Origin of the sequence: Microbacterium sp. NPDC090281, assembly GCF_044769635.1 — a bacterium.
In the GTDB taxonomy this organism is placed as follows: Bacteria; Actinomycetota; Actinomycetes; order Actinomycetales; family Microbacteriaceae; genus Microbacterium.
The window spans coordinates 2066109-2089287 of the sequence record NZ_JBIVYH010000001.1 but is presented as its reverse complement, the minus strand read 5'-3'; the positions used below and the strand labels follow the sequence as shown (position 1 = coordinate 2089287).

Annotated in this window: 20 protein-coding genes and 1 tRNA gene; 10 read left to right on the top strand and 11 right to left on the bottom strand. The window is 65.9% G+C overall.

The window, feature by feature from the left end:
• The 3 genes from thrB to lysA are packed head-to-tail and all read right to left on the bottom strand — an operon-like array spanning position 1 to position 3710.
• Positions 1–963, bottom strand: a complete 963-nt coding sequence (gene thrB / locus ACIQTX_RS10010) for a homoserine kinase (RefSeq protein ID WP_028502901.1) — start codon at positions 961–963, stop codon at positions 1–3.
• A gap of 2 nt (positions 964–965) precedes the next feature.
• On the bottom strand, positions 966–2270 hold the full coding sequence (locus ACIQTX_RS10005) for a homoserine dehydrogenase (protein WP_402971792.1): 1305 nt from the start codon (positions 2268–2270) through the stop codon (positions 966–968).
• 21 nt (positions 2271–2291) lie between these two features.
• A complete protein-coding gene (gene lysA / locus ACIQTX_RS10000; protein ID WP_402971790.1) occupies positions 2292–3710 on the bottom strand; it encodes a diaminopimelate decarboxylase in 1419 nt (472 codons plus the stop codon).
• A gap of 147 nt (positions 3711–3857) precedes the next feature.
• On the opposite strand from lysA, the gene ACIQTX_RS09995 reads away from it, so the two are divergent.
• Genes ACIQTX_RS09995 through ACIQTX_RS09980 form a run of 4 tightly spaced genes read left to right on the top strand, consistent with a single transcriptional unit; the run spans position 3858 to position 7194 of the window.
• Entirely contained in the window at positions 3858–4904 is a 1047-nt protein-coding gene (locus ACIQTX_RS09995; protein WP_402971788.1) for a YihY/virulence factor BrkB family protein, read from the top strand.
• Between the two features lie 56 nt (positions 4905–4960).
• Positions 4961–5845, top strand: a complete 885-nt coding sequence (locus tag ACIQTX_RS09990) for an alpha/beta fold hydrolase (RefSeq protein WP_402971786.1) — start codon at positions 4961–4963, stop codon at positions 5843–5845.
• Between the two features lie 12 nt (positions 5846–5857).
• Entirely contained in the window at positions 5858–6439 is a 582-nt protein-coding gene (locus ACIQTX_RS09985; protein WP_402971784.1) for a TetR/AcrR family transcriptional regulator, read from the top strand.
• A gap of 2 nt (positions 6440–6441) precedes the next feature.
• The gene (locus ACIQTX_RS09980) at positions 6442–7194 is read left to right on the top strand and encodes an alpha/beta fold hydrolase (RefSeq protein WP_402971783.1); all 753 of its coding nucleotides are present in this window, start codon (positions 6442–6444) and stop codon (positions 7192–7194) included.
• A 15-nt stretch (positions 7195–7209) separates the two neighbouring features.
• Here the strand turns inward: ACIQTX_RS09980 and ACIQTX_RS09975 are convergent, their stop codons facing one another.
• Together ACIQTX_RS09975 and argS are read right to left on the bottom strand one after the other, a co-directional pair.
• A complete protein-coding gene (locus ACIQTX_RS09975; RefSeq protein ID WP_402971782.1) occupies positions 7210–8058 on the bottom strand; it encodes a DUF2993 domain-containing protein in 849 nt (282 codons plus the stop codon).
• Positions 8059–8098: 40 nt separating this feature from the next.
• On the bottom strand, positions 8099–9763 hold the full coding sequence (gene argS / locus ACIQTX_RS09970; protein WP_402971780.1) for an arginine--tRNA ligase: 1665 nt from the start codon (positions 9761–9763) through the stop codon (positions 8099–8101).
• Between the two features lie 92 nt (positions 9764–9855).
• Here argS and ACIQTX_RS09965 point away from each other — a divergent pair, with 92 nt between their 5' ends.
• Together ACIQTX_RS09965 and ACIQTX_RS09960 are read left to right on the top strand one after the other, a co-directional pair.
• Positions 9856–10671 (top strand): SGNH/GDSL hydrolase family protein, encoded by an 816-nt coding sequence (locus ACIQTX_RS09965; protein ID WP_402971778.1) that lies wholly within the window; start codon positions 9856–9858, stop codon positions 10669–10671.
• 16 nt (positions 10672–10687) lie between these two features.
• Positions 10688–10760 (top strand) — tRNA-Arg (locus ACIQTX_RS09960).
• A 131-nt stretch (positions 10761–10891) separates the two neighbouring features.
• Here ACIQTX_RS09960 and ACIQTX_RS09955 read toward each other — a convergent pair.
• A complete protein-coding gene (locus ACIQTX_RS09955; protein ID WP_402971776.1) occupies positions 10892–12631 on the bottom strand; it encodes a CocE/NonD family hydrolase in 1740 nt (579 codons plus the stop codon).
• Positions 12632–12750: 119 nt separating this feature from the next.
• On the opposite strand from ACIQTX_RS09955, the gene ACIQTX_RS09950 reads away from it, so the two are divergent.
• Together ACIQTX_RS09950 and ACIQTX_RS09945 are read left to right on the top strand one after the other, a co-directional pair.
• Positions 12751–13377, top strand: a complete 627-nt coding sequence (locus ACIQTX_RS09950; protein ID WP_105525636.1) for a TetR family transcriptional regulator — start codon at positions 12751–12753, stop codon at positions 13375–13377.
• A 51-nt stretch (positions 13378–13428) separates the two neighbouring features.
• Positions 13429–14532, top strand: coding sequence for a magnesium and cobalt transport protein CorA (locus tag ACIQTX_RS09945; RefSeq protein WP_402971774.1), 1104 nt, complete (start codon positions 13429–13431; stop codon positions 14530–14532).
• Between the two features lie 874 nt (positions 14533–15406).
• On the opposite strand, the gene ACIQTX_RS09940 is transcribed toward ACIQTX_RS09945, so the two are convergent.
• The 5 genes from ACIQTX_RS09940 to ACIQTX_RS09920 all read right to left on the bottom strand — a co-directional run bounded on the left by ACIQTX_RS09940 (position 15407) and on the right by ACIQTX_RS09920 (position 20364).
• Positions 15407–16378 (bottom strand): aldo/keto reductase, encoded by a 972-nt coding sequence (locus tag ACIQTX_RS09940; protein WP_402971772.1) that lies wholly within the window; start codon positions 16376–16378, stop codon positions 15407–15409.
• A 94-nt stretch (positions 16379–16472) separates the two neighbouring features.
• On the bottom strand, positions 16473–17162 hold the full coding sequence (locus tag ACIQTX_RS09935; RefSeq protein ID WP_402971770.1) for an RraA family protein: 690 nt from the start codon (positions 17160–17162) through the stop codon (positions 16473–16475).
• 224 nt (positions 17163–17386) lie between these two features.
• Positions 17387–18232: a carbohydrate ABC transporter permease gene (locus ACIQTX_RS09930; RefSeq protein ID WP_402971768.1), complete on the bottom strand. Its 846-nt coding sequence runs from the start codon at positions 18230–18232 to the stop codon at positions 17387–17389.
• Entirely contained in the window at positions 18229–19185 is a 957-nt protein-coding gene (locus ACIQTX_RS09925) for a carbohydrate ABC transporter permease (protein WP_402971766.1), read from the bottom strand. The genes ACIQTX_RS09930 and ACIQTX_RS09925 overlap by 4 nt, the downstream gene beginning before the upstream one ends.
• Positions 19186–19188: 3 nt before the next feature.
• Positions 19189–20364, bottom strand: coding sequence for an extracellular solute-binding protein (locus tag ACIQTX_RS09920; protein ID WP_402973024.1), 1176 nt, complete (start codon positions 20362–20364; stop codon positions 19189–19191).
• A 263-nt stretch (positions 20365–20627) separates the two neighbouring features.
• On the opposite strand from ACIQTX_RS09920, the gene ACIQTX_RS09915 reads away from it, so the two are divergent.
• Together ACIQTX_RS09915 and ACIQTX_RS09910 are read left to right on the top strand one after the other, a co-directional pair.
• Positions 20628–21947, top strand: coding sequence for an alpha-L-fucosidase (locus ACIQTX_RS09915; RefSeq protein ID WP_402971764.1), 1320 nt, complete (start codon positions 20628–20630; stop codon positions 21945–21947).
• Between the two features lie 8 nt (positions 21948–21955).
• Positions 21956–23143, top strand: a complete 1188-nt coding sequence (locus ACIQTX_RS09910; protein WP_402971762.1) for a mandelate racemase/muconate lactonizing enzyme family protein — start codon at positions 21956–21958, stop codon at positions 23141–23143.
• Positions 23144–23179: the final 36 nt, after the last annotated feature.

Here is a 23179-nt window from a genome sequence, read left to right as displayed (position 1 = left end):
TTACGTGGAGCCCTCCGCTCGAGTCCCCACTGTACCACCACGGACGTCGACTGCGAGCAGGAGCGCCTCCCACGGGGTGTCGGTGACTCGATCGGCAAGCTCGACCGCATCCTGGCGGCTGCCAGGACCGTCGGCGAGTACGAGCACGCTGGGGCCGGCGCCGGAGACGACCGCCGCGAAGCCCGCTGCGCGCAGCGCCTGAACGAGTCGCTGCGTCTCGGGCATGGCACCTGCCCGGTAGTCCTGGTGAAGCCGGTCGGCGGTCGCATCGAGCAGAAGCTCGGGGCTCTGCATCAGGGCCGCGATCAACAGTGCGGAGCGGGACACGTTGAACACCGCATCAGCGGTCGAGACCTGCGGCGGCTGCAGCGACCGCGCCTGCGACGTCGACATCGTGTAGGCGGGAACGAGCACCAGCGGCGACACGCCACGGTGCACGAGGAGCTTCTTGTGCTGCGCCCCGCGTTCTGACATCCAGGCGATGGTCAGGCCGCCGAACAGGGCAGGTGCCACGTTGTCGGGGTGGCCTTCGAGCTCGGTCGCGAGGCGGAGGAGGTCGGTGTCGCCGATCTCAACGTCGCCTTCGAGAAGGCCCTTCGCCGCGAGGACTCCAGCCGCCACGGCAGCCCCCGACGAGCCGAGACCGCGACCGTGCGGGACGCCGTTCTCGGCGACGATCCGCAGACCGGGAACCGGGCGCCCCACATCGGCGAAGACGTGGGCGATCGTACGGACGATCAGGTTCGAGCCGTCGCGCGGGATCTCGGTCGCGCCGGAACCGGTCACCTCGATCTCGAGCTCTCCCGCAGGCAGTGCCGTGACCTGGAGAGTGTCGTAGATGCTGAGCGCCAGGCCGAGCGTGTCGAACCCCGGACCGAGATTCGCGCTCGTCGCGGGGACTCGCACCTCGACGGTTCGTCCTTCGACGGCACGGCCCTCGGCAGGGACGAGAGCCGCTGTCATCGTCACTCGCCTTCCACCCGGAGCACCGAGACCACGCGGGCGACGACCGCACTGTCGGCCAGTGCCTCGACGGTGGCGCTGAGCGCCTGCTCGGTCGCACGGTGGGTGCCGATGATCAAGCGGGCCGTCGGCTCGTCCTCACCCTCGACGGTCTGCACGACCGTCGCTACCGAGACGCCGCCATCGCTGAGGGTCCCGGCGACGGTGGCGAGCACGCCGGGCGCATCCGCGACCTCGAGCGTGATCTGGTAGCGCGTGGTGACGTGCCCGATCGGCACGACCGGGAGGTTCGCCCTGGTGGACTCCCCCACCCCGACGCCGCCGGCGATGTGGCGACGAGCGGCCGAGACCACGTCGCCGAGCACGGCGGATGCGGTCTGCACGCCACCGGCACCCGCGCCGTAGAACATCAGGGAACCGGCGGCCTCGGCTTCGACGAAGACGGCGTTGTTGGCGCCGTGCACGGATGCGAGAGGATGCGACGTCGGCACCAGCGCCGGGTAAACCCGCACCGAGATCGACTCGGCACCGTTCGCCTCGATGCGCTCACACACCGCGAGCAGCTTGATCACGAAGCCCGCGGCGCGCGCCTCCTCGATCATGGATGCCGTGATCGAGGAGATGCCCTCGCGGTACACGGCCTCGAGCGGCACGGCGGTGTGGAAGGCGAGGCTCGCGAGGATCGCCGCCTTCTGCGCGGCGTCATAGCCCTCGACATCGGCGGTCGGGTCGGCCTCGGCATAGCCGAGCCGCTGGGCATCGGCGAGCACATCGGCGAAGTCGGCGCCCTCGGTGTCCATGCGGTCGAGGATGTAGTTCGTCGTGCCGTTCACGATGCCCATGATGCGCACCACCCGGTCGCCGGCGAGCGAGTCGCGCAGCGGGCGGATGATCGGGATCGCCCCCGCGGCAGCGGCTTCGTAGTACACGGACGCGCCAACGCGGTCTGCGGCCTCGAACAGCTCGGGACCGTGCGTCGCCAGCAGCGCCTTGTTGGCCGTGACGACGTCGGCGCCGGAGCCGATCGCCTGCAGGATGCTCGTACGCGCCGGCTCGATGCCACCGATGAGCTCGATCACGATGTCGGCCCCCAGGATCAGCGACTCGGCGTCGGTGGTGAAGAGCTCCTTGGGCAGGTCGACATCACGCGGAGCATCGACGTCGCGCACGGCGATGCCGGCGAGTTCGAGTTCGGCACCGGCACGGTCGGCGAGCTCGTCGCCGTGGCGCAGCAGGAGCGCCGCGACCTGAGAGCCGACCGCTCCGGCACCCAGCAGTGCCACGCGAAGTCGTCGGTATTCAGTCATGGTTGCTCCTTCGGAGGTGGGTCATTGGTCTCCCTCAGGGGCGTACGCCCCGTCGATGCCCGCGTCACGGGCCAGCACGTCGTCGATGGTCTCACCACGGACGATGACCGTCGAGCGTCCGTTGCGGACGGCGACGACTGGCGGACGCGGAACGTGGTTGTAGTTGCTGGACAGCGAGACGCAGTACGCGCCGGTCGCCGGTACGGCGAGCAGATCGCCGGGCACGAGGTCTTCCGGAAGGTACTCGTGGTCGACCACGATGTCGCCGGACTCGCAGTGCTTGCCGACCACACGGCTGAGGCGAGGCTCGCCCCCTCCGACGCGCGAAGCGAGTCGTGCGGAGTACTGCGCGCCGTACAGAGCCGGGCGCGCGTTGTCACTCATTCCGCCGTCGACGCTGATGTAGCGGCGCACGGCGCCGGAATCGATCGTCACGTCCTTGGTGGTGCCGACCTCGTAGATCGTGACACCGGCCGTGCCGACGATGGCGCGACCGGGCTCGAACGACAGCGCGGGAACGGGAATGCCCCGGGCGGCGCAGTCCTCCGCCACCGCGGTGATGATGGCGCCCGCGAGTTCCTCGATCGGTGTCGGGTCTTCGACGCGCGTGTAGGCGATGCCGAATCCGCCGCCGAGGTTGAGCTGCGGCACGGGACCGCCTTCGAGCAGCGACGCGTGCAGGTCGAGCACGCGGGAAGCTGATTCGCGGAAACCGGCGACACCGAAGATCTGTGAGCCGATGTGGCAGTGCAGACCGGCGAACACCAGGTCGGGGATCTCGCGGATGCGTGCGACCGCCTTCTCGGCCTCCGGAAGGGGGAAGCCGAACTTCTGGTCTTCGTGAGCGGTGGCGAGGAAGTCGTGGGTCTCGGCATGGACACCGCTGATCACGCGCACCATCACGCGCTGCGTGGCTCCGGTGCGGGCTGTGATCGCCGCGAGCCGCTCGATCTCGATGGCGCTGTCGACGATGATCGTGCCGACGCCGACCTCGACAGCCCGCTCCAGCTCGGTGACCGACTTGTTGTTGCCGTGGAAGCCGATGGAGTCCGCTGCGACTCCGGCCGCGAGGGCGACGGCGAGCTCTCCCCCGGTGCAGACGTCGACGCGCAGTCCCTCATCGACCACCCACCGTGCAACCGTCGTGCAGAGGAACGCCTTGCCCGCGTAGTACACCTGGGCCGTGGTGCCGTTCTCCGCCGCGGCCCTGTCGAAAGCGAGCCGGAACTGCCGCGCGCGACCACGCACCTCGTCTTCGTCGAGTACGAGCAGCGGCGTGCCATAGGTGCGTGCGAGCGTGGCGGCACTGACGCCTGCGATGTCGAGAGCGCCGTCGGCGTCGCGCACCGCGGAGGCGGGCCAGACGCCGTCGGCGAGATCGTTCGCGTCATCGGGGACGGCGAGCCATTCCGGAGCGAGCGAATCGGCAGGGAGAAGCACTGATCACCAATCGTGGGAAGGACCTCGGGCGGGGCGTGCACATCGAGGCTGACCCGATTCTAGGGCACCACCCGGATCACCTTGGCCAGGGTGACGCGCGGCGTCAAGCCCCTGCATCCGTCGGCGCACGCCTCCTAGGGTGGGGGCGTGGCGAACACCGAAACACCGACAGACTCCCCCGCACGTCCCGGGTTCATTCCGCGCATCACCGGACCGGTCATCGCATGGGCCCTCGCGCGACGCCCGGTACGCGCTGCCCTGCTGTACACCGAACGACGCGGCCCCATGCTCGCCGACAGCGTCACCTACCGCGCGCTCTTCAGCGTCTTCGCCGGTGTGCTGCTGGGCTTCTCCATCGCCGCGCTGTGGCTCGCCGGGAACCCGGTCGCGTGGCAGGCGATCATCGACGCCGTGCAGTCCGCGGTGCCTGGACTCATCGGCGAGGGCGGAGTGATCGACACGAAAGATCTCCGTGCGCCGGCGTCGCTGTCGATCGCCGGGATCGTGTCGCTCATCGCCCTCGTGGGGTCGGCCCTCGGCGCCATCGGCTCTCTGCGCACAGCGGTGCGCGTGCTCGCCGGCACAGTGCAGGACGACATCCTGTGGATCTGGGTGATCGTTCGCAACCTCGCACTCGCCATCGGTATCGGCCTCGCCTTCGTGGCCTCGGCCTTCCTCACCTTCGCCGGGCAGCTCGGTGTCGCCTGGATCACCGACCTGCTCGGTCTTCCCGCCGACTCCCCCGTCGCAGCGTGGACCGTGCGCCTGCTGTCGCTCGTCGTGGTGTTCGCGCTCGATGCCGTGATCATCATCGGCGTGTTCCGCCTTCTCTCCGGCCTGCGCCCCTCGACGCGTTCTCTGTGGTCGGGCGCGCTGCTCGGCGCCCTCGGGCTTCTGGCGCTGCAGGGGTTGTCCGGACTGTTCGTCGGCGGCGCGACGAGCAACCCGCTTCTCGCGTCGTTCGCGTCGCTGCTCGCGCTGCTGATCTGGCTGAACTTCTCAGCTCAGGTGATGCTGTTCGCCTGCGCCTACATAGTGACTGCCGAGGAGGAGAAGTCTGATCGGGTGCATGCCCGTTTCGCGGCGACGACGTTCCCGCAGCGCCGGCTGCAGCGCGCCGAGGTCGAGGTGCGGATCGCGACGGCGGAGCTCCGCGCCGCACAGAAGGCCGCATCGACCGATGGCTCCTCCTGACCCACCCACTCTCGTTATGACCGAATCGGGTATTCTGGTCATAACGAGAGGATGCCATGAACGCACGACGCACGTGGATCGAGCTCCCGCACGCTGTGGTCTCCGCCCTGGAGTGGCTCCCGCAGACGGACACCGGAGCGCCGGTGCTGCTCCTGCACGGCGGCGGTGCTGACAGCGCCGAACTCTCCTGGGGCGAGGTCGGCCCCGCCCTCGCCGAAGCCGGACACCGCGTCATCGCGCCCGACCACCCCGGTTTCGGACGCAGCCCTCATGCGGCCTGGTCCCTCACGCAGGAAGGACTCGTCAGGCATGTCGGCGAGCTCGTCGACGGTTTCGGTCTCGTCGACTACGCGATCGCCGGTCTCTCCCTGGGCGGCGGAATGGCACTCGGACATCTCCTCGATCAACCCGGCCGTGCCCGGACCGCCGTGCTGCTCGGCTGCTACGGCCTGATGCCTCGCCTGGCCGACGGGCTCATCGGCTCGATCACCCACTTCAGCACCTTCCTCCTGCTGCGTTCGGGGGTGCTGGGTGCGATGACCCACTCCTACGCGCGCAACAGCCGTGCGATGGAACGCGGCCTCCGCGACCTCGTTCGCGCGGAGCAGGCGCGTACACCGCAGCTGGTCGATGCAGTACTGGCGGAAGCGGCCACGGGCACCGGTCTGGAGACCTTCGGGGAATGGCAGCGCGACCAGGTGCTCTGGAATCGGCTGCGCACCGACTACACGCCCCGGTTGTCGTCGATTCGCACGCCCACACTCCTGGTGCACGGCGATCACGACTCGGGCGTTCCTCTCGCACGCATCGAGACCGCCGCGGACCTGCTGCCTGCCGGGTCGCTGCGGATCGCCCCCGGGGCCGGCCACTGGGTGCAGCGCGATCGCCCCGACCTCGTCATCCCCGCGATGATCGAACACCTGAACAGGAGCGACGATTGAACAGGAGCGACGATGCCGCGCCCGCGCGTCCCTGACCGCCGCGACCGCATCCTCGATGCCGCCGAGCAACTCGTGCTCGCACACGGCTTCGACTCGATGAGCGTGGCCTCGATCGCCGACGATGCCGGGATCGGCAAGGGAGCGGTGTATCTGGAGTTCGCCGGCAAGCGGGAGATCCTCGACGCCCTGCTGCAGCGCGGGACCGCACGCATGAACGAGCGCGTAAGTCGTGAACTGGGCGACCACCCGCGTCTGAGTTCCGCGTATCGTGCCTCCGCGCGTGCTCTGAGCGACGACGCGCTGATGACGGCGGCGTTCCTCGACGACCGCGGCGTCCTCGGCGCGCACGTCGCCGAAGTCACGGACGGCAGGTATCGCGAGCGGCAGCGGCGCGTCGTCGAATGGCTCCGCGGCCTGCAGGACCAGGGCGAGATCGTGGCGGACGTCGACGTGGAAGCGCTCGCCCTGGCGCTCTCGAGCGCATCGATCGGGCTGCTCTCTGCGGCGCGACTGCTCGGCCCGTTCGAGCCCGCACAGCTCGACCGGGCGATCGACACGATCGGTCGCATGGCCGAGACCTTCGAGAGGAACTGACGATGCATGTGGAGGCATTCGGCGCACGCGGCGGACGGCCGTTGCTGCTCCTGCACGGTGGAGGCGTCGCCGGATGGATGTGGGACCCGTTGCGCGCCTACCTCGACGGCGGACACCGTGTCGTCATCCCGGATCTGCCCGGTCACGGCCGCAGCGCAGGAGAGACGTACGTGTCCCACGCGGCGACCACGGCCGCACTTGCCCGCGTTCTGGATGATGAGGCCCGGCCGGCAACCGTCGTCGGGTTCTCGCTCGGTGCGCAGTTGGCGGTGCTGCTCGCCGCGGAGCGCCCCGATCTGGTGAGCAGCGTCGTCGTCGTCAGCGCGCAGGCCGTGCCGATGCGGGCCACTCGTCCGACCCTCGCACTCCTCGGCGCGATGGCAGGACTTGCGAAGAAGGAGTCGTTCGCGCGATTGCAGGCTCGGCAGCTGTTCGTGCCGGATGAGCTCCTGGACGACTACGTGCAGACGTCGGCGGCCATCTCGCGGGAGACACTCCTCCGATCCGTCGAGGAGAACCTGAGGTTCATCCCGCCCACAGCATGGAAGTCGTTCCCCGGAGCAGCCTCCATCCTCGTCGGCTCCGAAGAGAAGTCGCTGATGAAGCGTTCGTCCGAAACGCTCCACGCGGCGCTCCCCCACAGCACCTTGGAGGTCGTCGACGGCTGCGGTCACGGTATCCCGCTGCAGCGACCCGCGTGGCTCGCCGAGCACATCGAAGCTCTCGACGCTCGATCCGGAAACTACCAGAACTGACAGCTGTCGCCGGGGTCAGCTCGGGCAGACGCCCTTGTCCTGCAGCGAAGCATCGGTGACGATGGCTCCGTTCACGTCGATGTCGATCACTGCCGCGCCATCGACGATCTCGAGTCCGGTGAGCGTGAGGCCCGCCGGGAGCCGATCGGCGATGCACACCCGTTGCGGCTGCGTGAATCGCTGACCGAGCGGGCCCAGGATAGAGCCGGCCTTGTCGAGATCGATGTCGAGTCCGCCGACGCTCGCCGCGACCGGTGTGAGTTCGAGGTCGCCGTCGACAGCGCCGGGGGTGAACGTGAGCGAGAGCGGCACGGCCGCCCCGAGCAGGTCGATCGATCCGCTCACCGTCGCGTTCGGGGCATCGAACTCGACGGATTCGACCGGCAGATCTGTGCCGGCGAGCAAGGGGGCGAACTCGGCCTGATCGATGCGGATCGTGCCGGCGGCGCCGCCGAGATCACCGCCGCGCAGCGGCACGTCGGTCGCAGTCACGTCGGCGGCACCGGTGATGCCCTCGAGCGTGACGGAGTCGGTGGACAGGTGCAGCGTGTCGAGCGTGCCGCCGATCAGTTGGGGCAGCAGGATCCCCTCCGTCTCGACGTCGAGCTGCTGGTCGGACGGAAGATCGAGCTTCTCGACGACGATCGAGCGAACGACTCCGGGCAGTACCGCGCGAGCGATGAGTTCCGCCGCGACCGCGAGCACGGCGACCACGACGACAACGATCAGCAGCACCCACGGCCAACGGCGGCGCTTGTTCGGCGCGGCCTCCGTCGCTTCTTCGGAAGCGGAGCCCGGGATCACCAGCGTCGGGTGCTCGGCCCCTGCGTCCGGATACGGCAGGGTGTGGTTGTCGTCGCTCATGCCTGCCATCCTGCCGTACCCGGCAGGATGGCAGCGCCCCCTACATGCGCTCGGGTGCGGACACGCCGAGGAGGTCGAGTCCGTTGCGGAGCACCTGACCGGCAGCATCGTTCAACCAGAGACGGGTGCGGTGCACGCTCTCGATCGGGCCGTCGCTGAGCGGGATCACGCGGCAGTTGTCGTACCAGCGGTGGTAGAGACCCGCCAGTTCTTCGAGATAGCGCGCCACACGGTGCGGTTCGCGCACCTCGGCGGCGAACGCGACGATGCGCGGGAATTCCTGCAGCACGCCGAGAAGGGCTGCCTCGCTCTCGTGCGTGAGCGTCTGCGGAGCGAACTCCGAACGGTCAACGCCCGAATCCGCGGCATTGCGTGCGACATTGTGCGTGCGCGCGTGGGCGTACTGCACGTAGAAGACCGGGTTGTCGTTGGTGCGCTTCTGCAGCAGCTCGGGGTCGAGGTCGAGCGGCGAGTCGGCGGGCGAGCGCTCCAAGGAGTACCGCAGCGCATCGGTGCCGAGCCAGTCGAGCAGGTCGTCCATCTCGATGATGTTGCCGGCGCGCTTGCTGAGACGGGCGCCGTTGATCGACACCATCTGGCCGATCAGCACCTCGACGTTCTTCTCGGGGTCTTCTCCTGCAGCGCCCGCGACCGCCTTGAGGCGGTGCACGTAACCGTGGTGATCGGCGCCGAGCAGGTAGATCTTGTTCTGGAAACCGCGGTCGCCCTTGTTCAGGTAGTACGCGGCATCGGCGGCGAAGTACGTGTACTCGCCGTTCGAACGGCGGATGACGCGGTCCTTGTCGTCGCCGAAGTCGGTCGTGCGCACCCAGACGGCGCCGTCCTCGTCGAACACATGACCCTGTTCGCGGAGGCGATCGACGGCCTGATCGATCAGGCTCACGCCCGAGGCGTCCTTCTCGTGCAGCGTGCGCTCCGAGAACCAGACGTCGAACGGCACGTTGAAGCGCTCGAGAGAGCTCTTGATCTCGGCGAGCTGGAACTCGTAGGCGAGCTCCATCGCGACTCCCAGCTGCTCGTCTTCGGGAAGCTGCAGCAGGTCGGGGCGCGCTTCGAGCACGCGGCCGGCGAGCGTCGTGACGTACGCGCCGGGGTAGCCGCCTTCGGGCGTCGGCTCGCCCTTCGCCGCCGCGAGCACCGAGAGGGAGAAGCGATCCATCTGAGCGCCGGCGTCGTTGATGTAATACTCGCGGACGGCGTGGGCGCCACTCGCGAGGAGCAGACGCACGATCGAGTCGCCGAGGGCAGCCCAGCGCGTGTGTGCGATGTGCAGCGGGCCGGTCGGGTTGGCCGACACGAACTCGACGTTCACGCTGACGCCCGACTGCGACGTGTTCGTGCCGTATGCCGCACCGGCGTCGACGATGACCTTCGCCAGTGCGCCGGCGGCAGCAGCGTCGAGACGGATGTTGATGAACCCGGGACCTGCGACCTCGGTGCTCGCGATGCCTTCGACCTCGGCGAGGCCATCGGCGATCTGCTGCGCGAGCTCTCGCGGGTTGGTGCCGAACGGCTTGGCCAGACGCATCGCGATGTTCGAGGCCCAGTCGCCGTGGTCGCGGTTGCGCGGACGGTCGAGCACGATGTCGGATGCGGCGAGCTCGAACGGCTCGCCGGGACGTCGTTCCTCGGCGATCGGTGCGAGGACGGCGAGGAAGGCTTCGGCGAGGGTTTCGGGATTCATAGCGTCCCCAGTTTACGGGGCCGAGAGGCCGCATCCGACGGTCTGGAACGCGCGGAGTTTGCGTTCTGCTCCCGGTGATCTACTCTCATGCCATGAAGCCCGCTGCCGCCCGACGTCGAATGGGCGCCGTCGGCATCGTTATCGCCCTGCTCCTCGCCGTCGCGGCAGTCGTTCTGGGGGCGTGGCGACCATGGACTCCTGCCCCTTCCGCCGCCCCGATCGGCGCCGCAGCCGAAGGCGCGACCGGAGCCTCGTCAGTCATCGCCCCTGCCCCGCTCGTGCTCCCGGATCGCCCCACCGTCCTGGTCTTCGGCGACTCGTGGACGTATGGGTCCGCGGCAAGCGTTCCCACCCTCGGATACGCGTATCTCCTGGCAGATCTGCTCGGCGGCGAGACGATCGTTGACGGTGTCCGCGGAAGCGGCTACCTCAAGCCGGGGCTCGACGGCCCGACCTTCGGGGAACGGATCGCCGCACTCGATCCTGCACTCTCGCCGGACCTCGTGATCATCCAGGGCTCCATCAACGACCGTGCGCAGGGAGTGGCCGGATACCGCGAGGCCGTCACCGCAGCCTGGGACGCGATGGCCGCGACGTATCCGGATGCAACGATCGTGGTGCTCGGCCCGGCACCGCATGAACTTCCGGTGGGAGCCGCGACAGCGCGCATCGACACGGATCTGTCCGCACTCGCCGCCGCGCGGGGCTGGTGGTACATCTCCCCCATCGCCCAGGACTGGATCACCGAGCAGAACTACCTCGACGTCATCGACGTGGAGGTGGGACGCAAGCACCCATCGACCGAAGGACACCGCTATCTGGCCGAAAAGCTGGCAGCGGCGCTAGAGGAGCTGCGCGCCGCGCCGGTCACGGTGGCCGGTGGGTCGGAGACCACGCCCGACGAGTGATATTGTCGATCGGTACGCCTCCGTAGCTCAGTGGATAGAGCGCCGGTTTCCGGTACCGTAGGTCGCTGGTTCGATTCCAGTCGGGGGCACACACGCTGCATGACCTCAGAAAACCCCGCCCGAATGGGCGGGGTTTTCTGCGTCTGGCACGGCGCCACTTCACGACCCGGGGCCTCCCTCACTGCACCGCGGCGTAAGGAAGCCGCGCTACCGCGTGGGGTCAGGAGGCCACGAGCGGCAGCTGCAGGTAGGAGGCGCGTTCGCCGCCGGTGTGGATGACGTGCTCACCGCTGTTCGCGCCGACATACTCTCGGATGCCGGGCATCATCGTGCCCATCAGGTTCCGCGCACTGACGATGAACCGCAGCTGCTCCCCCGGGTGGAAGACGAGACCGACCGGAAGCAAGTCGATGTCGATCTCGACGACCTCGCCGGCCGAGATTTTCTCGATGCGGTCGAAGGAGTGCGCCGGCACGTCGTCGGTCGTCAGGGATTCATCGAGGTGGCGAGCGGAGACGCGGAGCCGACCGTCGGAACCCTTGTACTTGAGGATCGTGGCGCCGTGGTCGGTCAGGTCGTGGATGGCAGCGCTGCGGTTGGGGACGGTGAAGGCCTCGAGCGGAGTGCCGTGGGCGTCGAGCTTTTGCACGAGCACGAAGAGATCCATGTCGTCGGAGCCGCGGGCCTCGACCCAGAGGTGTGCCTTGGGGTACCCGACCAACACGGTCTCCTCGTCGAACCGCGTCAGGAACGAGACGGCGTTCGGGTTCGAGTCGGTGAGATACGAGACGGCCACCTCGTTCGTCGGCGCACCCGCGGTGAGGGTGCGCGTGCGGCCGTCGAGGTAGAACTTCACCGAGGAGACATCGGCCGGCGGGAACTGATCGGCGGGGAGGTCGACGACGTCGCCGCCTTCCAGATCGAGCACCGAGTAGCGCACGCGCGGTGTCTGCTCCCATCCGTTGTCGTGCCCCTTGAGGAAGTGGTCGAAGAAGAGACGGAGGTCGTCCGTGTGGTCTTCGTCGTAGTAGTCCGGCCATTCCTGCGTGTTGTGGATGCGCAGCCACTTCTCCTCCGAGGCGATCCGACGCCAGGCGCGGAAGGTGCCGGCGGTGTGCAACGTGTTGGAGTAGCTCGCGACGATGTAGGCCGGCACCGTGATCTGGTCGAACGCGGGGGTCTTGTTCTCCCACAGTTCGTTCATGAGCGGGTACTCGTCGACCTCGGCGAGGATGTCCTCCTTCCGACTCTTGCCGAAGAAGCTGCCCTCCTGAAGCTGGCGGGCGAATCCGGTGTCTGGCATCCCGCCACGCAGGGCGAGGTCGCGGTAGACGTCGCTCACACCCTCCCAGGGGTTGATGGCAGCCAAGTGCGGCGGCTGTTCGGCCGCGGCGAACCACTGGGAGACGGCGAGGTACGACGTGCCGGTCATCCCGACCTTGCCGCTGCACCACTCCTGCGCCGCCAACCACTCGATCAGGTCGTAGGCGTCGCGGCCGTCCTGCCGATCCCACAGCACGCTGTCGCCGTCGGAGTCCACGACGCCGCGGATGTCCGGATTGCAGACCGCATAGCCGTGCGCGCACCAGTAGGCGGGGTCCGCTCCCTCGAACTTCTCCAGCCCCGAGACGATGGCGTTGCTCAGGCCGACAAGTCCGAACACTCCCATGACGCTGCCCGATGTGCCCTGCGCCTTGCCATAGGGGCTCCAGCCGAAGATCACCGGCACCTTCTCGGCCCCGACCGGACGGAACACATCGACGTAGATCGTCGTGCCGTCCCGCAGCTCGACAGGCGTGTCCTTCTCGAAGACGATGTCGACCGGGAGCGGCATGAACGGCGGCGCAACGCGGAATCCTGCCTCAAGCGTGCGGGTCCCGGGTTCGAACGGTGTCAGCACGCCGGTGCGCGCCGGAGGGAGCGGTTGGGAGGGAACGAAGATGTGATGATCACTGGTCATGACGAATCCTTTGCTGTGATTCCCGGGACCGACTCTCGGGTCGCAGTGAGCGTACGTCCGATTCGATCAAAACTCAACACGCGTTGAGAAAAAGGAGCGATGGAGCTATCGTTGGTCTCGTGGAAGACCAGAATCAGGAGCAGCCCATCGCGCGCGTCCGTGGACGACGGCCCGGACCAGGAAGCACGAGGCAAGCCGTGCTCGACGCCGCGCGCTCGCGGTTCGCGGTGAACGGTTTCGCCGCCACGACGATCCGCCTCGTCGCAGCGGATGCCAGGGTCGACGCCTCGCAGGTCATGCAGTTCTTCCGCTCGAAGGACGATCTCTTCGCCGCCGTCATGGCGATACCTCGCTCGGCGTTGGACCGGTTCGACACTGCGTTCGAGGGCCCGAGTGAGCACCTGGGCGAGCGGGTGGTCCGCGCCTACCTCGATGCCTGGGAGGGGCCGGCAGAAGAATCCGAGCCACTCATGGCGATGCTCCGAGGGTCGATCGTCAACGAGCAGGCGAACGAGCAGCTGCGGGAGTTCATCCAATCGCGCCTGATCGAGCACGCGGGCGTCCCCGCCGCGGACGATGTGGTCCTGCGCGCCGGACTGGCGTCGGCGATGCTGGTCGGTGTCGTCACCAGTCGCCGGATCATCGGAGTGCCGATGCTCGCCGAGGCCGAGTCGGAGGAGATCGTCCGCCTCGTGGCACCCGCCATCCAGGCCATCCTCGCACCCAAGATCTCCATCGGGATCTAGCGCCCGTCGCCCGACTGCGGGAGCATCTCGATAAAGGAAAGGACCACCGACATGGTCTCACCCTCGCGCGACGACTCGACACAGCGCCGCAACAGCGTCTTCCGTCGACAGCGTCCTGCCGAGAACACGACTACCACGGCGACGACGAGGCGGACACGCTACGTCGATGCCGGGCACCTCGTGCGAGCCCCGCGTGACACCACCGTGGGCGACGCGCAGACCTTCACCGAGGGAGATGCCGAGCGCACCGCCCTCCTCCTCTATCCGCACCCGACCCCGGCGGACATCGCCGAGCTCGCCGAGTCCTGGCACTTGCACCCGCTCCTCGTGGAAGACCTGCTGCATGCCGGGCAGCGCCCGAAGCTGGAACGCTACGACGACACGCTTTTCCTCGTCGTGCGCTCCGCCTGGTACGTCGATTCCGCCGAGGATGTCGACTTCGCCGAGTTCCATATCCTCGTGCGCCCGCAGGCCGTAGCGATCTTCTGCCAGGACCGCCGCTGGATCGACGGCCTCGATGCCGACGATGCCTCCGGTGCGGCCGACCGCGGCGATCACACCCTCCTCGACGACGAGCGCCTCCTCGAACACGGCCCGGAAGCGGTACTGTACCGCCTGCTCGACGCCATCGTCGACGGCTACGCCCCGGTGCTCCGCGGACTCGAAGTCGACAAGGAACAGATCGAGCGGCAGGTCTTCAGCGGCGACGCGACCGTGACCGAGCGCATCTACCGCCTGAGCCAGGAAGTAATCGACCTGCGGCAGGCGACGTCAGGACTCACCGAGGTGCTGCACGCCCTGCGCAAGGGCTTCGACCGCTACGGCATCCCCGAAGCACTGCAGACCTACCTCCAAGACGTCGCCGATCATCTCAGCCGCGTCGACACGCAGGTCGCGGAACTCCGCGAATCGCTGTCACAGATCCTCACCGTCAACGGCACGCTCGTCGCCCAGCGTCAGAACGAGGACATGAAGAAGATCTCCGGCTGGGCCGCCATCCTGTTCGCCCCGACACTGATCGGCGCGATCTACGGCATGAACTTCGACAACATGCCCGAGCTGCACTGGACCTTCGGGTATCCCCTGGCGATCGGCGGCATGATCGCCTTCGCACTGGTACTGTTCCTGGTCTTCAAACGCCAGAAATGGATGTGACGCGACCGTCGATCACTATCACGAACGCGTCGGTTCTCGTTCGATGAGCGTGACCGGCACCGAGAACTCCTCGTCGGTCTCCGGCTGCTCGCGGATCCTCGAGTCGCCCCACCGCCTGGACCTGGTTCCGGTGGCAGCACAACGAAGGATCGATGCTCCCGGGCCGCCGAGGGGGACGGACTCCCACCCCACCCCGACAGGCTGGTCGGGTGCCCCTCCTCTCGATCGCCGGTTCGACGCGTGCTCCGCACCGTCTGCGCTCGGCGACCCCGGGGCGGTGGTCTTCCTGCGCCATTCACCCCTTCTCTCGCGTGAGGTCTTCCCGTGTCCCCGAATCCTTCCCCAGCCCGTTTCTCTCATGCTCCGCACGCCCTGTGGCAAGGCATCCGCTCCAATGCCCGCAGCGACGTCCTCGGCGGGTCGCTCCTCCTCGCGGCCACGTTCGCGGCTCTGATCGTCGCCAATAGTCCTGGCGCCTCCTGGTACGAATCGGTGCGGGACTTCACGTTCGGCATCCCTGAACTGCACCTCGAACTCAGCATCATGGCAGCGCTGCGGTTGGGGACGGTGAAGACCTCGAGCGGAGTGCCGTGGGCGTCGAGCCTTTGCACGAGCACGAAGAGATCCATGTCGTCGGAGCCGCGGGCCTCGACCCAGAGGTGTGCTTTGGGTAGCCGATCAACACGGTCTCCTCGTCGAACCGTGTCAGGAATGAGACGGCCCGCTGTCGTGTGCGGACGACGATCCTCAGCGCACTCCTTTCGCATGTTGCCGATCAGACTCACATTCACATGGCCCGCACGCTCGGTGCAAAGCACTGCGCGGCGAGCGATCTCGCTCGGCCAGAGTCTGATGAGGCCTGAGGCCTGAGGCCTCAGGCCTCATCTATCAACCCCTGCCGGGCGAGCACACGCCAGAAATCCTCTGGAATGTGTGCCGCGTAACGCTCGGCGGTACCGACGACCTGGTCGATCGTGCGCATGCCGACAACGATCGAGACGACGGCCGGATGCCGCAACGGATAGGCAACTGCCGCCTCGGGCAGCGCGACTCCGAACTCTTCGCAAACGTCGGCAATGGCGTTCGCCCGGGCGATCACCGCAGCAGGCGCAGGGCCATAATCGTATAGCGCATCAGCCGCGGGACGCGGGCGCGAGAGCAGCCCCGAGTTGTACACGGCAGCAGCGACGATACCGACCCCGCGCTCGACCGCGAGCGGCAGCAGGTCGTCAAGCGCGCCCTGCTCGAGTAGCGTGTAGCGCCCGGCAAGCATGATCACGTCGATGTCGTGACGGCGCACGAACTCGGTCGGCATAGCTGACTGGTTCATGCCTGCACCGACCGCCCCAACAATGCCTTCATCACGGAGCTCGATCAGCGCCGGGATCGCCTCCGCATGCGCCTGCGGTCCACGATCATCGGGATCGTGCAAGTAAGCGATGTCGATGCGATCGAGTCCGAGTCGCTCTAGGCTTTCGTCGACCGAGCGGCGGATGCCGTCGCGGCTCAGGTCCCATTCCCGCCGCGTCGTAGCGGGAACCACGAATCCCCCGTCGTCCATCGTGCCGTCGCTAAAGCCGCTCGGCACGAGAAGGCGCCCGACTTTCGTCGAAAGCACGAACTCATCGCGAGGACGGTTGGATAGCGCGGCACCGAGGCGGCGCTCGGACAGGCCCAACCCGTAGTGCGGTGCGGTGTCGAAGTAGCGGATGCCGGAGTCCCAGGCCGCATCGACCGCAGCATGTGCCTCGGCATCGGTGGTTTCGCGAAACAAGTTGCCCAGCTGCGCCGCACCGAATCCAAGCTCGGACAGAGACTGGCCGGCTCGCAGCGCGCGGCTCAGCATCGGTCGCTTCCAATAGACATAGTGATCCCTATCAGGCGGATCGTGCCCCCGAGCAGGACGTTCATCTTCATCCCATTCCGCATGACGAACACGATCAAAGTACTTTGTGGCGGTCCCACACCTCCCGTAACGAAGCCCCAGCGAGCAGTTCCTCGAGCACTGTGGATTCACGGGCTGCACGTTCTCGCGCCAATTCGAGGATTCGATCCTCGTGATCCGCTGGAACGACGACCACTCCATCGTCATCGGCCATGACGATCGCTTCGGGATCGATCCGGACGCCTCCGATCGTGACGGGAACATCGACCTCGAGGACCCTCATCCTCGCGCGGTAGTCGATCGGGCGCCTCGAAGCCGAGAAGGCAGGAAATCCGAGTGATGCGATGCGATCAGTGTCACGGAGGTTGCTGTCGGCGATAACGCCCACCACGCCAGCTCCGAGAGCAGCGGCACTGAAGAGCTCGCCCCAGAACGCCGAATCATTACTGGCGTCTGTGGCGATCACGACCAGCTGCCCCGCCGCGAGAGAATCGATGAAGTCGATCGTGTCGCGGTACGGGTCATCAAGATCATCGGCGAGCGATGGAGCGAACCGGATGGTTCGCGCGCGTCCAGTCGCTCTCATCCCCGGCGCAATCGGACTAAGACGGCAAGCGATCACCTGCCAGCGTAGGCCAGCCGCGTCACATGAATCGCTGAGAATCGCGGTCGTGAGCCGCTCGTCACCGGGCACAGGAACGAACCCACGATTGTTCGATGGCCTATCACGATTGTTCGATGGCATATTCCTTCTCCTGGTTGAAGCACGTGCTCGTACTCGATCTATTGCTGATTGAACGCCCGATTCCGGATGTCGCCAGGAAGGCGACCCACCGCCGCGGGTCCGGACACACGGGTGCCGAGTTCTTCGCGAAGGGGAGCTGGCGAAAGTATGGTCCTCGCAGAAGCGAGGGAACGACGACACTGCGAGCCTGATCGAGAGTCGGGATGAGGTTTGTGATCTCTGTCTCACCTTCCGCCGAAGCCTCCGAGTGCGATTCCTTTCGTCACGTACCTCTGGAAGACGAGGAAGACGAGGATGATCGGGATGGTGCCCATTGCGAGGCCGGCGAAGATCGCCGTGAAGTTCGAAGTGAACTGACTCTGGAACGAGAGGAGACCGAGCGGGATCGTCTGGCTATCGGGTGATTGCAGAAGCACGACCCCAAGTTGCGTCTCGCCCCACACGTTGATGAGCGAGAGGATGCCGACAGCGACGATCACGCCCCGCGACAGCGGCAGGACGATGGTCAAGTACGTACGCCACGGTCCCATTCCATCGATAGATGCAGCTTCCAGGAGTTCTTTTGGAAAGTCTGCAAAGGCAGCTGCGCAGATGAGCATGGTGCTCGGCAGCCCCAGCGCCCCATACGCGATACCGACAGCGACTGGGTTGTTGACGAGACCGACAGCGTTGAATCCTTGGTAGAGGGGCACCAGGAGGACGATGATCGGCATCACAGTTGCCGCGAGCACGATACGCAGGTACCAGGCTTGACGACGCGGCGTCGCATGGGAGATGAAGTATGCCGCCGTCACTCCGGCGGCGAGATTGACGATCAGCGCGCTCGCAGCGACGATCATGCTGTTCACGAAGAAGACAGACATTGCCCCGGAGCCGCTGGCGCCCAACCACGCTTCTCTGTAGCCGTCGAGCGTCAGGTCGCCGCCCAGCCCCAGACCACTGGTCGTGATGTCACCATTGTTGCGAAAACTGAGGAGGACGATCAGGACGAAGGGGATGATGGCCAGAACTGTCCAGGCAACCAAGCCGAATTGTGCAGAAGAACGACCGAGAGTAGAGCGAAGCGTCATTGTTTACTCCGTGTAAGGGCCAGACCGATGGCACCGAGAACGGTGAGAATAACGGCTCCGACCATCGCAAGCGCGGCCGCCGTTCCATAGTCGGCAAACTGGAACGCCTGTTTATAGACAGCGATGGGCAACGTTGTTGTCGATGTTCCAGGGCCGCCCCTCGTCATCGCCCAAACCGTCGTGAAGCCGTTGAAGGTCGCGATCAGGGTGAGAATCGCCGTCGTCGCGATCACCGGCTGGGCCAGTGGCAGCGAGATGCTGAAGAACGTGCGCACCGGCCCAGCTCCGTCAATACGGGCTGCCTCGTAGATGGTGGGCGGTACATCTTCAAGGGCACCAAGGATGAGGAGGAACGCGAACCCGACTGAGGACCAGATCGTAACCAGCACGACCGGAATCAGCGCGGTGCTGCCGGTTGCCAACAACGCAGATTCCCCGCTCAACCCAAAGAGTTTCCCCACCTCGTTGACCGCTCCGAACCGGGGCTGGAAAGCGGTCGACCAGAAGATCGCGGCGGCAGCGGCGGGGGCTATGCCAGGGAGGAACCAGATGACACGATAGGCAACGCTGCCCCAGACGCGGGCGCTGACGGCCGCCGCGAGTAGCGTCGCGACGGCGACTACACCTGCAGTGCTGCAGAACGCGTAGACCGTCGTAACGCGCAGCGCTTCCCACATCGCGGGGTCCGCCAGAATCTTGGTGTAGTTCTGAAGGCCAACGAACTCCAGTGGGCCAATGCCATGCCACTCGCTCAGGCTGATGACGATGGCCTGAATGATCGTCGCACCGAGAAAGACACCGAGCAGAATACCGGCAGGAACGACACCCAAAACGCCCCACCGTCCAGTGAGCGATCCGACCCTGCTGCGACCGCCCCGCCGACGCTTTCCCGACGGGGAGACAACCGCACCGGCGGGTTCCCGGGGCTGGGGAAGGGTAGTGAGAACAGCCATGAGTCAGCCTGCGTTCTCTCGTGTTTCGAGGAGGTGCGCCTGCTGCTTCGCCGCGACCTCGTCCGGGGTGAGGTCACCTGCGAACATCTGCTGCATCAACGGATCAATGAACTGCTGCCCGAAGCCACCGGGGACACTGGCCGTCCAACCGGGCTGACTGCCGTTCTCCTTGATATCGGCGAGGAATTCCTTGGAAAGGTCGGGCAGCTTCGCCAGAGCCTCTTCGGAGAGGGAGTTGACCGAGGGAAGCGCCGCTCCTGCACCGATGATCGCCTCTTCTTGCATCCGATCGCTGAGCACGAACTCGACGAACTTCTCTGCCCATTCCTTCTCCTTGGCCTGAGCGGGAATTCCGATGGCATCGCCGAAATACATCGAGATCTGAGTCGTCGCGTCATCATCCATCGGCGGCAACAGTGCCCAGGCCGGGGTGAACGCCGCATCCTCGAACGAGGCCAATGATGCCGTGGCCCCGAGCGCCATGCCTGCGAACCCTTGCACGAACGGGCCCTTCGCGATCGCAGAGTCCTGGCCCAGGAAACCGTCTTGGAACACACCCGACTTCGCCAGCTTGTCGATGCTTTCGAGCGTCTTCTCGAACGCGGGATCCGTGTACTTCGCAGTGGCCTTCACATCGGGGTTGAAGCTGGAAAGATAATTGGCCATCTGCTCTCCCGTCGCGATCGTGGGGAGCATGGCGTCGATCATCCAGCTAGCCTCGTAGCCCGAACTCCCACCGATCTGCATCGGCCCCAACCCCGCTTCGCGGAGGCGTTCGGCAGCATCGACCAACTGATCCACAGAAGTGAAACGGTGATTCTCCGGGGCGTCGATACCGACTCTCTCGAAGAGTGCTGGGTTGTAGAAGACGACGTTATAGCCGACCGAGGTGACCGTCGCGACGTACGGTACGCCGCTTACCTTCAAAGCGCTGCCGGCGTCACCGTACCGCTCGTCGAGATCAGAATTCTTCCAAACTGCGCTGAGGTCGGCGAGCGCGTCAGCTCGAGTGAGTTGGGTGAACGCTTCGCTGTTCACAGGCACGACTCCGACGTCCGGCGGTGAAGCGGATGCAAGCACGGAGAGGTTGGAACCGTTCTTCTGCTCCTGCGAAACCGTCACGAGCTTCACAGACACGTTCGGGTTCTCCTCCTCGAACTTGTCCGCGATGTATCCCATGATCGCTTCCGAGCCCGTCTGCTGCTGAACGGTCAGCGTGACCGGAGCATCGGTGTCGGGCGCGGCACCTGAAGAGTCGCCGCCTGCGGCGCACCCGGTGAGGGCAAGCGCACTGACGGCGCCGATAGCGGCTGTGAGGCGCAGGATGGTGTGACTGTTCATGTGTCCTCCTTGACATCAAATGAGTTCCGCAGTTACATAGTAAATGGAATTACCAACTGGTGGCAACCCCTGCCTTCAGTTGCACTCTCTGGAGGAGACGTATGAACAACGGCATGCAGATGCGACGACGCATCCCTGAGCTCCGATCGGACGCTGCATGGTTCGACGACGCCAAGCTGGGCATCATGTACTCGTGGGGGCTGTACTCTGTGCCGGGCTGGGCACCCACCGATCCACGGCTCGTCGAGCACTTCGCAGGGCGAACTCAGAGTTTAGAGAGCCCCTGGGCTCATATGTCACCGCTGGCGACATCCAGCTACGCGGAGTGGTATCAGAACTCGATGAACCTCGTAGGATCGCCCACATGGTTTTATCACCAGGCGCGCTGGGCTGGACGAACCTATGAGAGCTTTCGTCAAGAGTTCGAAGCAGCGACTGAATCAGTCGATCTGTCGAGTTGGGCAGAACTCGCGCGCGCAGCCGGCGCGAAGTATCTCTTGCCGCTCGCAAAGCACCATGACGGCTATCTGCTGTATCCGTCCGAGGTTTCGTCCCCGTACCGCCATGGTTTCCATTCTCCGCGCGACGTGATCGGTGAGCTTAAGTCACACACCATCGCCGCTGGGCTGCGATTCGGCGTCTACTACTCCGGCGGGTTGGACTGGACAGCGGCTGGCCTTCCTATCGCGCACAACGAGGATATGCTCGGCGACCGGGAAGCACGCACGGAACGTTTTTGGCCGGAGCGTTACGCGCGGCTGGCGAACGCGCATCTTCGTGAAGTCATCGACCGCTACGAACCCGCGGTGCTGTGGAACGACATCGGATACCCCGATCGCGGGGACGCCAGAGGCATCATCGCCCACCTCAGGTCCGTCGTGCCTGATGCCGTCGTCAATGACCGCTTCGATCACGAGGACTACGACTTCGATAGCCCGGAGTACAAACCGAACTTCGACTCGGATCGCAAGTGGGAGCTCTGCAGGGGCATCGGGATGTCTTTCGGATACAACCGCAATGAAGGTTCCGAGCACGCGCTAACCGGAAGAGAGGCCATCGATCTTCTGATCAGTGTTGTCTCCCGCGGCGGAAACCTGCTCTTTGGGGTTGGCCCCGACGACACCGGCGCGATCAGCGCAGAGCAGCAGCGTCCACTGCGCGAGCTCGGAAGCTGGCTGGACATAAATGGGGCCGCCATATATGACACCGCACCGCTGGCGGATCCGCCGCAGATCGCGGACGTGCGATTCACTGCGACCACTGAGCGGGTCTTCGCTCTGACCGAGCGGTCGCGCATAGATCTCGATCTCGGTGTCTCCCAAGTGCGGGCGCTCGACCCACGTATCCGCGCGCACCTCACAGAGGGGACCCTCGTGATTGACAACCCGACGGGTGCCGTAGCCGCTATCGAGTTGAGCTAGCCGAACTGATGACCAACACTGAATTGGAAGAGATGTCTGCGCCTATCCGGATCACGGAGCTCCGTCCAGTACTACTCAGCGCTGTTTATCCCCCGGGGGAAGAACTCAGGTGGATCGGCGGCACCATCAAGGGGTGGGATGCCGCGCTGGTCGAGGTCACCCTCGACGACGGCACCACCGGTCTCGGGGAGGCCGGGGCGGGCATCATGGCCGCGATGGCCGTGCCTGGGATCGTCGAGGCGTTCCGCGCGTATGTTATCGGCACGGAATTCACTCATGCGCTGGAGGTCGGGCCTCATCTGCGCGCTTACACCGCCTTCTGGGCACGAGGGGGCATCGCCAGTGGCGTTGCCGGAGCGATCGAGATCGCTGTGCTCGATGCGGCCGCCAAACGGGTTGGCGTCCCCGCTTATGAACTACTGGGCGGGCTCACGAAAGCACGAGTCGAGGCATACGCGAGTGGTGGTGTGGGCAGCACATTCGGCGAGGTCCGGCAATGGATACAACAGCAGCTCGATCACGGCTTCCGCACTGTCAAATTCCGGGCGATGCAGGATGTGGACACGACCCTGGCGCTCCTCGATGAGATCGTGCCCTCGCTTCCCGCCAACACGAGGTTCGTCTTAGACGGAGTGCAGGCAAGCTCCTCGCATCCCTGGTCGTGGAACGAAGCACTCATCGTGGCCGAAAGACTGGAGCGCGCCGGAGCCAGATGGTTCGAGGAACCCTGCGGTGCGGACGATATCGACGGGTATGCAGCACTGCGTGCGCACACTTCTGTGCCGATCTCAGGCATCGAATCATCCAGTCGCACGCAGGACTTCGAACGCTTGTTTGCGGCAGGGGCTGCGGATATCGCACAGCCCGACGCCACATTCGTCGGCGGCATTTCAGCGTTCCATGCAGTCGCGGACGCAGCTGCACGAGCCGAGATTGACGTCGTTCCGCACGTCTGGGGTTCGGGTGTCACCCTGATGGCCAACCTGCATGCAACTCTCAGTCACGATCAAGTGCGGCTATTCGAATTTTGCCGTCTCCCGAACCCGCTTCGGGAAGAGCTGCTGCTCGAGCCGATCGACATCGATGCCGACGGCTTCATCGCTGCGCCGTCGGCGATCGGACTTGGCGTCAGATTAACCCCCGAGATCGAGCACCGATTCTCGTATGACCAAGCATCCGGGCATGTGATCAGATGAGCCGACCCTGGTCTTTTGTCAAAGATTAGCGCAGGG

What these genes read in the sequence shown, in the direction of transcription:
- ACIQTX_RS09940 (WP_402971772.1), bottom strand. Translation starts at nt 16,378, where the DNA reads ATGCTGAGCCGCGCGCTGCGAGCCGGCCAGTCTCTGTCCGAGCTTGGA.
- ACIQTX_RS09965 (WP_402971778.1), top strand. Translation starts at nt 9,856, where the DNA reads ATGAAGCCCGCTGCCGCCCGACGTCGAATGGGCGCCGTCGGCATCGTT.
- ACIQTX_RS09955 (WP_402971776.1), bottom strand. Translation starts at nt 12,631, where the DNA reads ATGACCAGTGATCATCACATCTTCGTTCCCTCCCAACCGCTCCCTCCG.
- ACIQTX_RS09975 (WP_402971782.1), bottom strand. Translation starts at nt 8,058, where the DNA reads ATGAGCGACGACAACCACACCCTGCCGTATCCGGACGCAGGGGCCGAG.
- ACIQTX_RS09930 (WP_402971768.1), bottom strand. Translation starts at nt 18,232, where the DNA reads ATGACGCTTCGCTCTACTCTCGGTCGTTCTTCTGCACAATTCGGCTTG.
- ACIQTX_RS09985 (WP_402971784.1), top strand. Translation starts at nt 5,858, where the DNA reads ATGCCGCGCCCGCGCGTCCCTGACCGCCGCGACCGCATCCTCGATGCC.
- ACIQTX_RS09990 (WP_402971786.1), top strand. Translation starts at nt 4,961, where the DNA reads ATGAACGCACGACGCACGTGGATCGAGCTCCCGCACGCTGTGGTCTCC.
- ACIQTX_RS10005 (WP_402971792.1), bottom strand. Translation starts at nt 2,270, where the DNA reads ATGACTGAATACCGACGACTTCGCGTGGCACTGCTGGGTGCCGGAGCG.
- ACIQTX_RS09925 (WP_402971766.1), bottom strand. Translation starts at nt 19,185, where the DNA reads ATGGCTGTTCTCACTACCCTTCCCCAGCCCCGGGAACCCGCCGGTGCG.
- ACIQTX_RS09910 (WP_402971762.1), top strand. Translation starts at nt 21,956, where the DNA reads ATGACCAACACTGAATTGGAAGAGATGTCTGCGCCTATCCGGATCACG.
- thrB (WP_028502901.1), bottom strand. Translation starts at nt 963, where the DNA reads ATGACAGCGGCTCTCGTCCCTGCCGAGGGCCGTGCCGTCGAAGGACGA.
- ACIQTX_RS09980 (WP_402971783.1), top strand. Translation starts at nt 6,442, where the DNA reads ATGCATGTGGAGGCATTCGGCGCACGCGGCGGACGGCCGTTGCTGCTC.
- ACIQTX_RS09945 (WP_402971774.1), top strand. Translation starts at nt 13,429, where the DNA reads ATGGTCTCACCCTCGCGCGACGACTCGACACAGCGCCGCAACAGCGTC.
- argS (WP_402971780.1), bottom strand. Translation starts at nt 9,763, where the DNA reads ATGAATCCCGAAACCCTCGCCGAAGCCTTCCTCGCCGTCCTCGCACCG.
- ACIQTX_RS09935 (WP_402971770.1), bottom strand. Translation starts at nt 17,162, where the DNA reads ATGCCATCGAACAATCGTGATAGGCCATCGAACAATCGTGGGTTCGTT.
- ACIQTX_RS09920 (WP_402973024.1), bottom strand. Translation starts at nt 20,364, where the DNA reads ATGGGATACATCGCGGACAAGTTCGAGGAGGAGAACCCGAACGTGTCT.
- ACIQTX_RS09915 (WP_402971764.1), top strand. Translation starts at nt 20,628, where the DNA reads ATGAACAACGGCATGCAGATGCGACGACGCATCCCTGAGCTCCGATCG.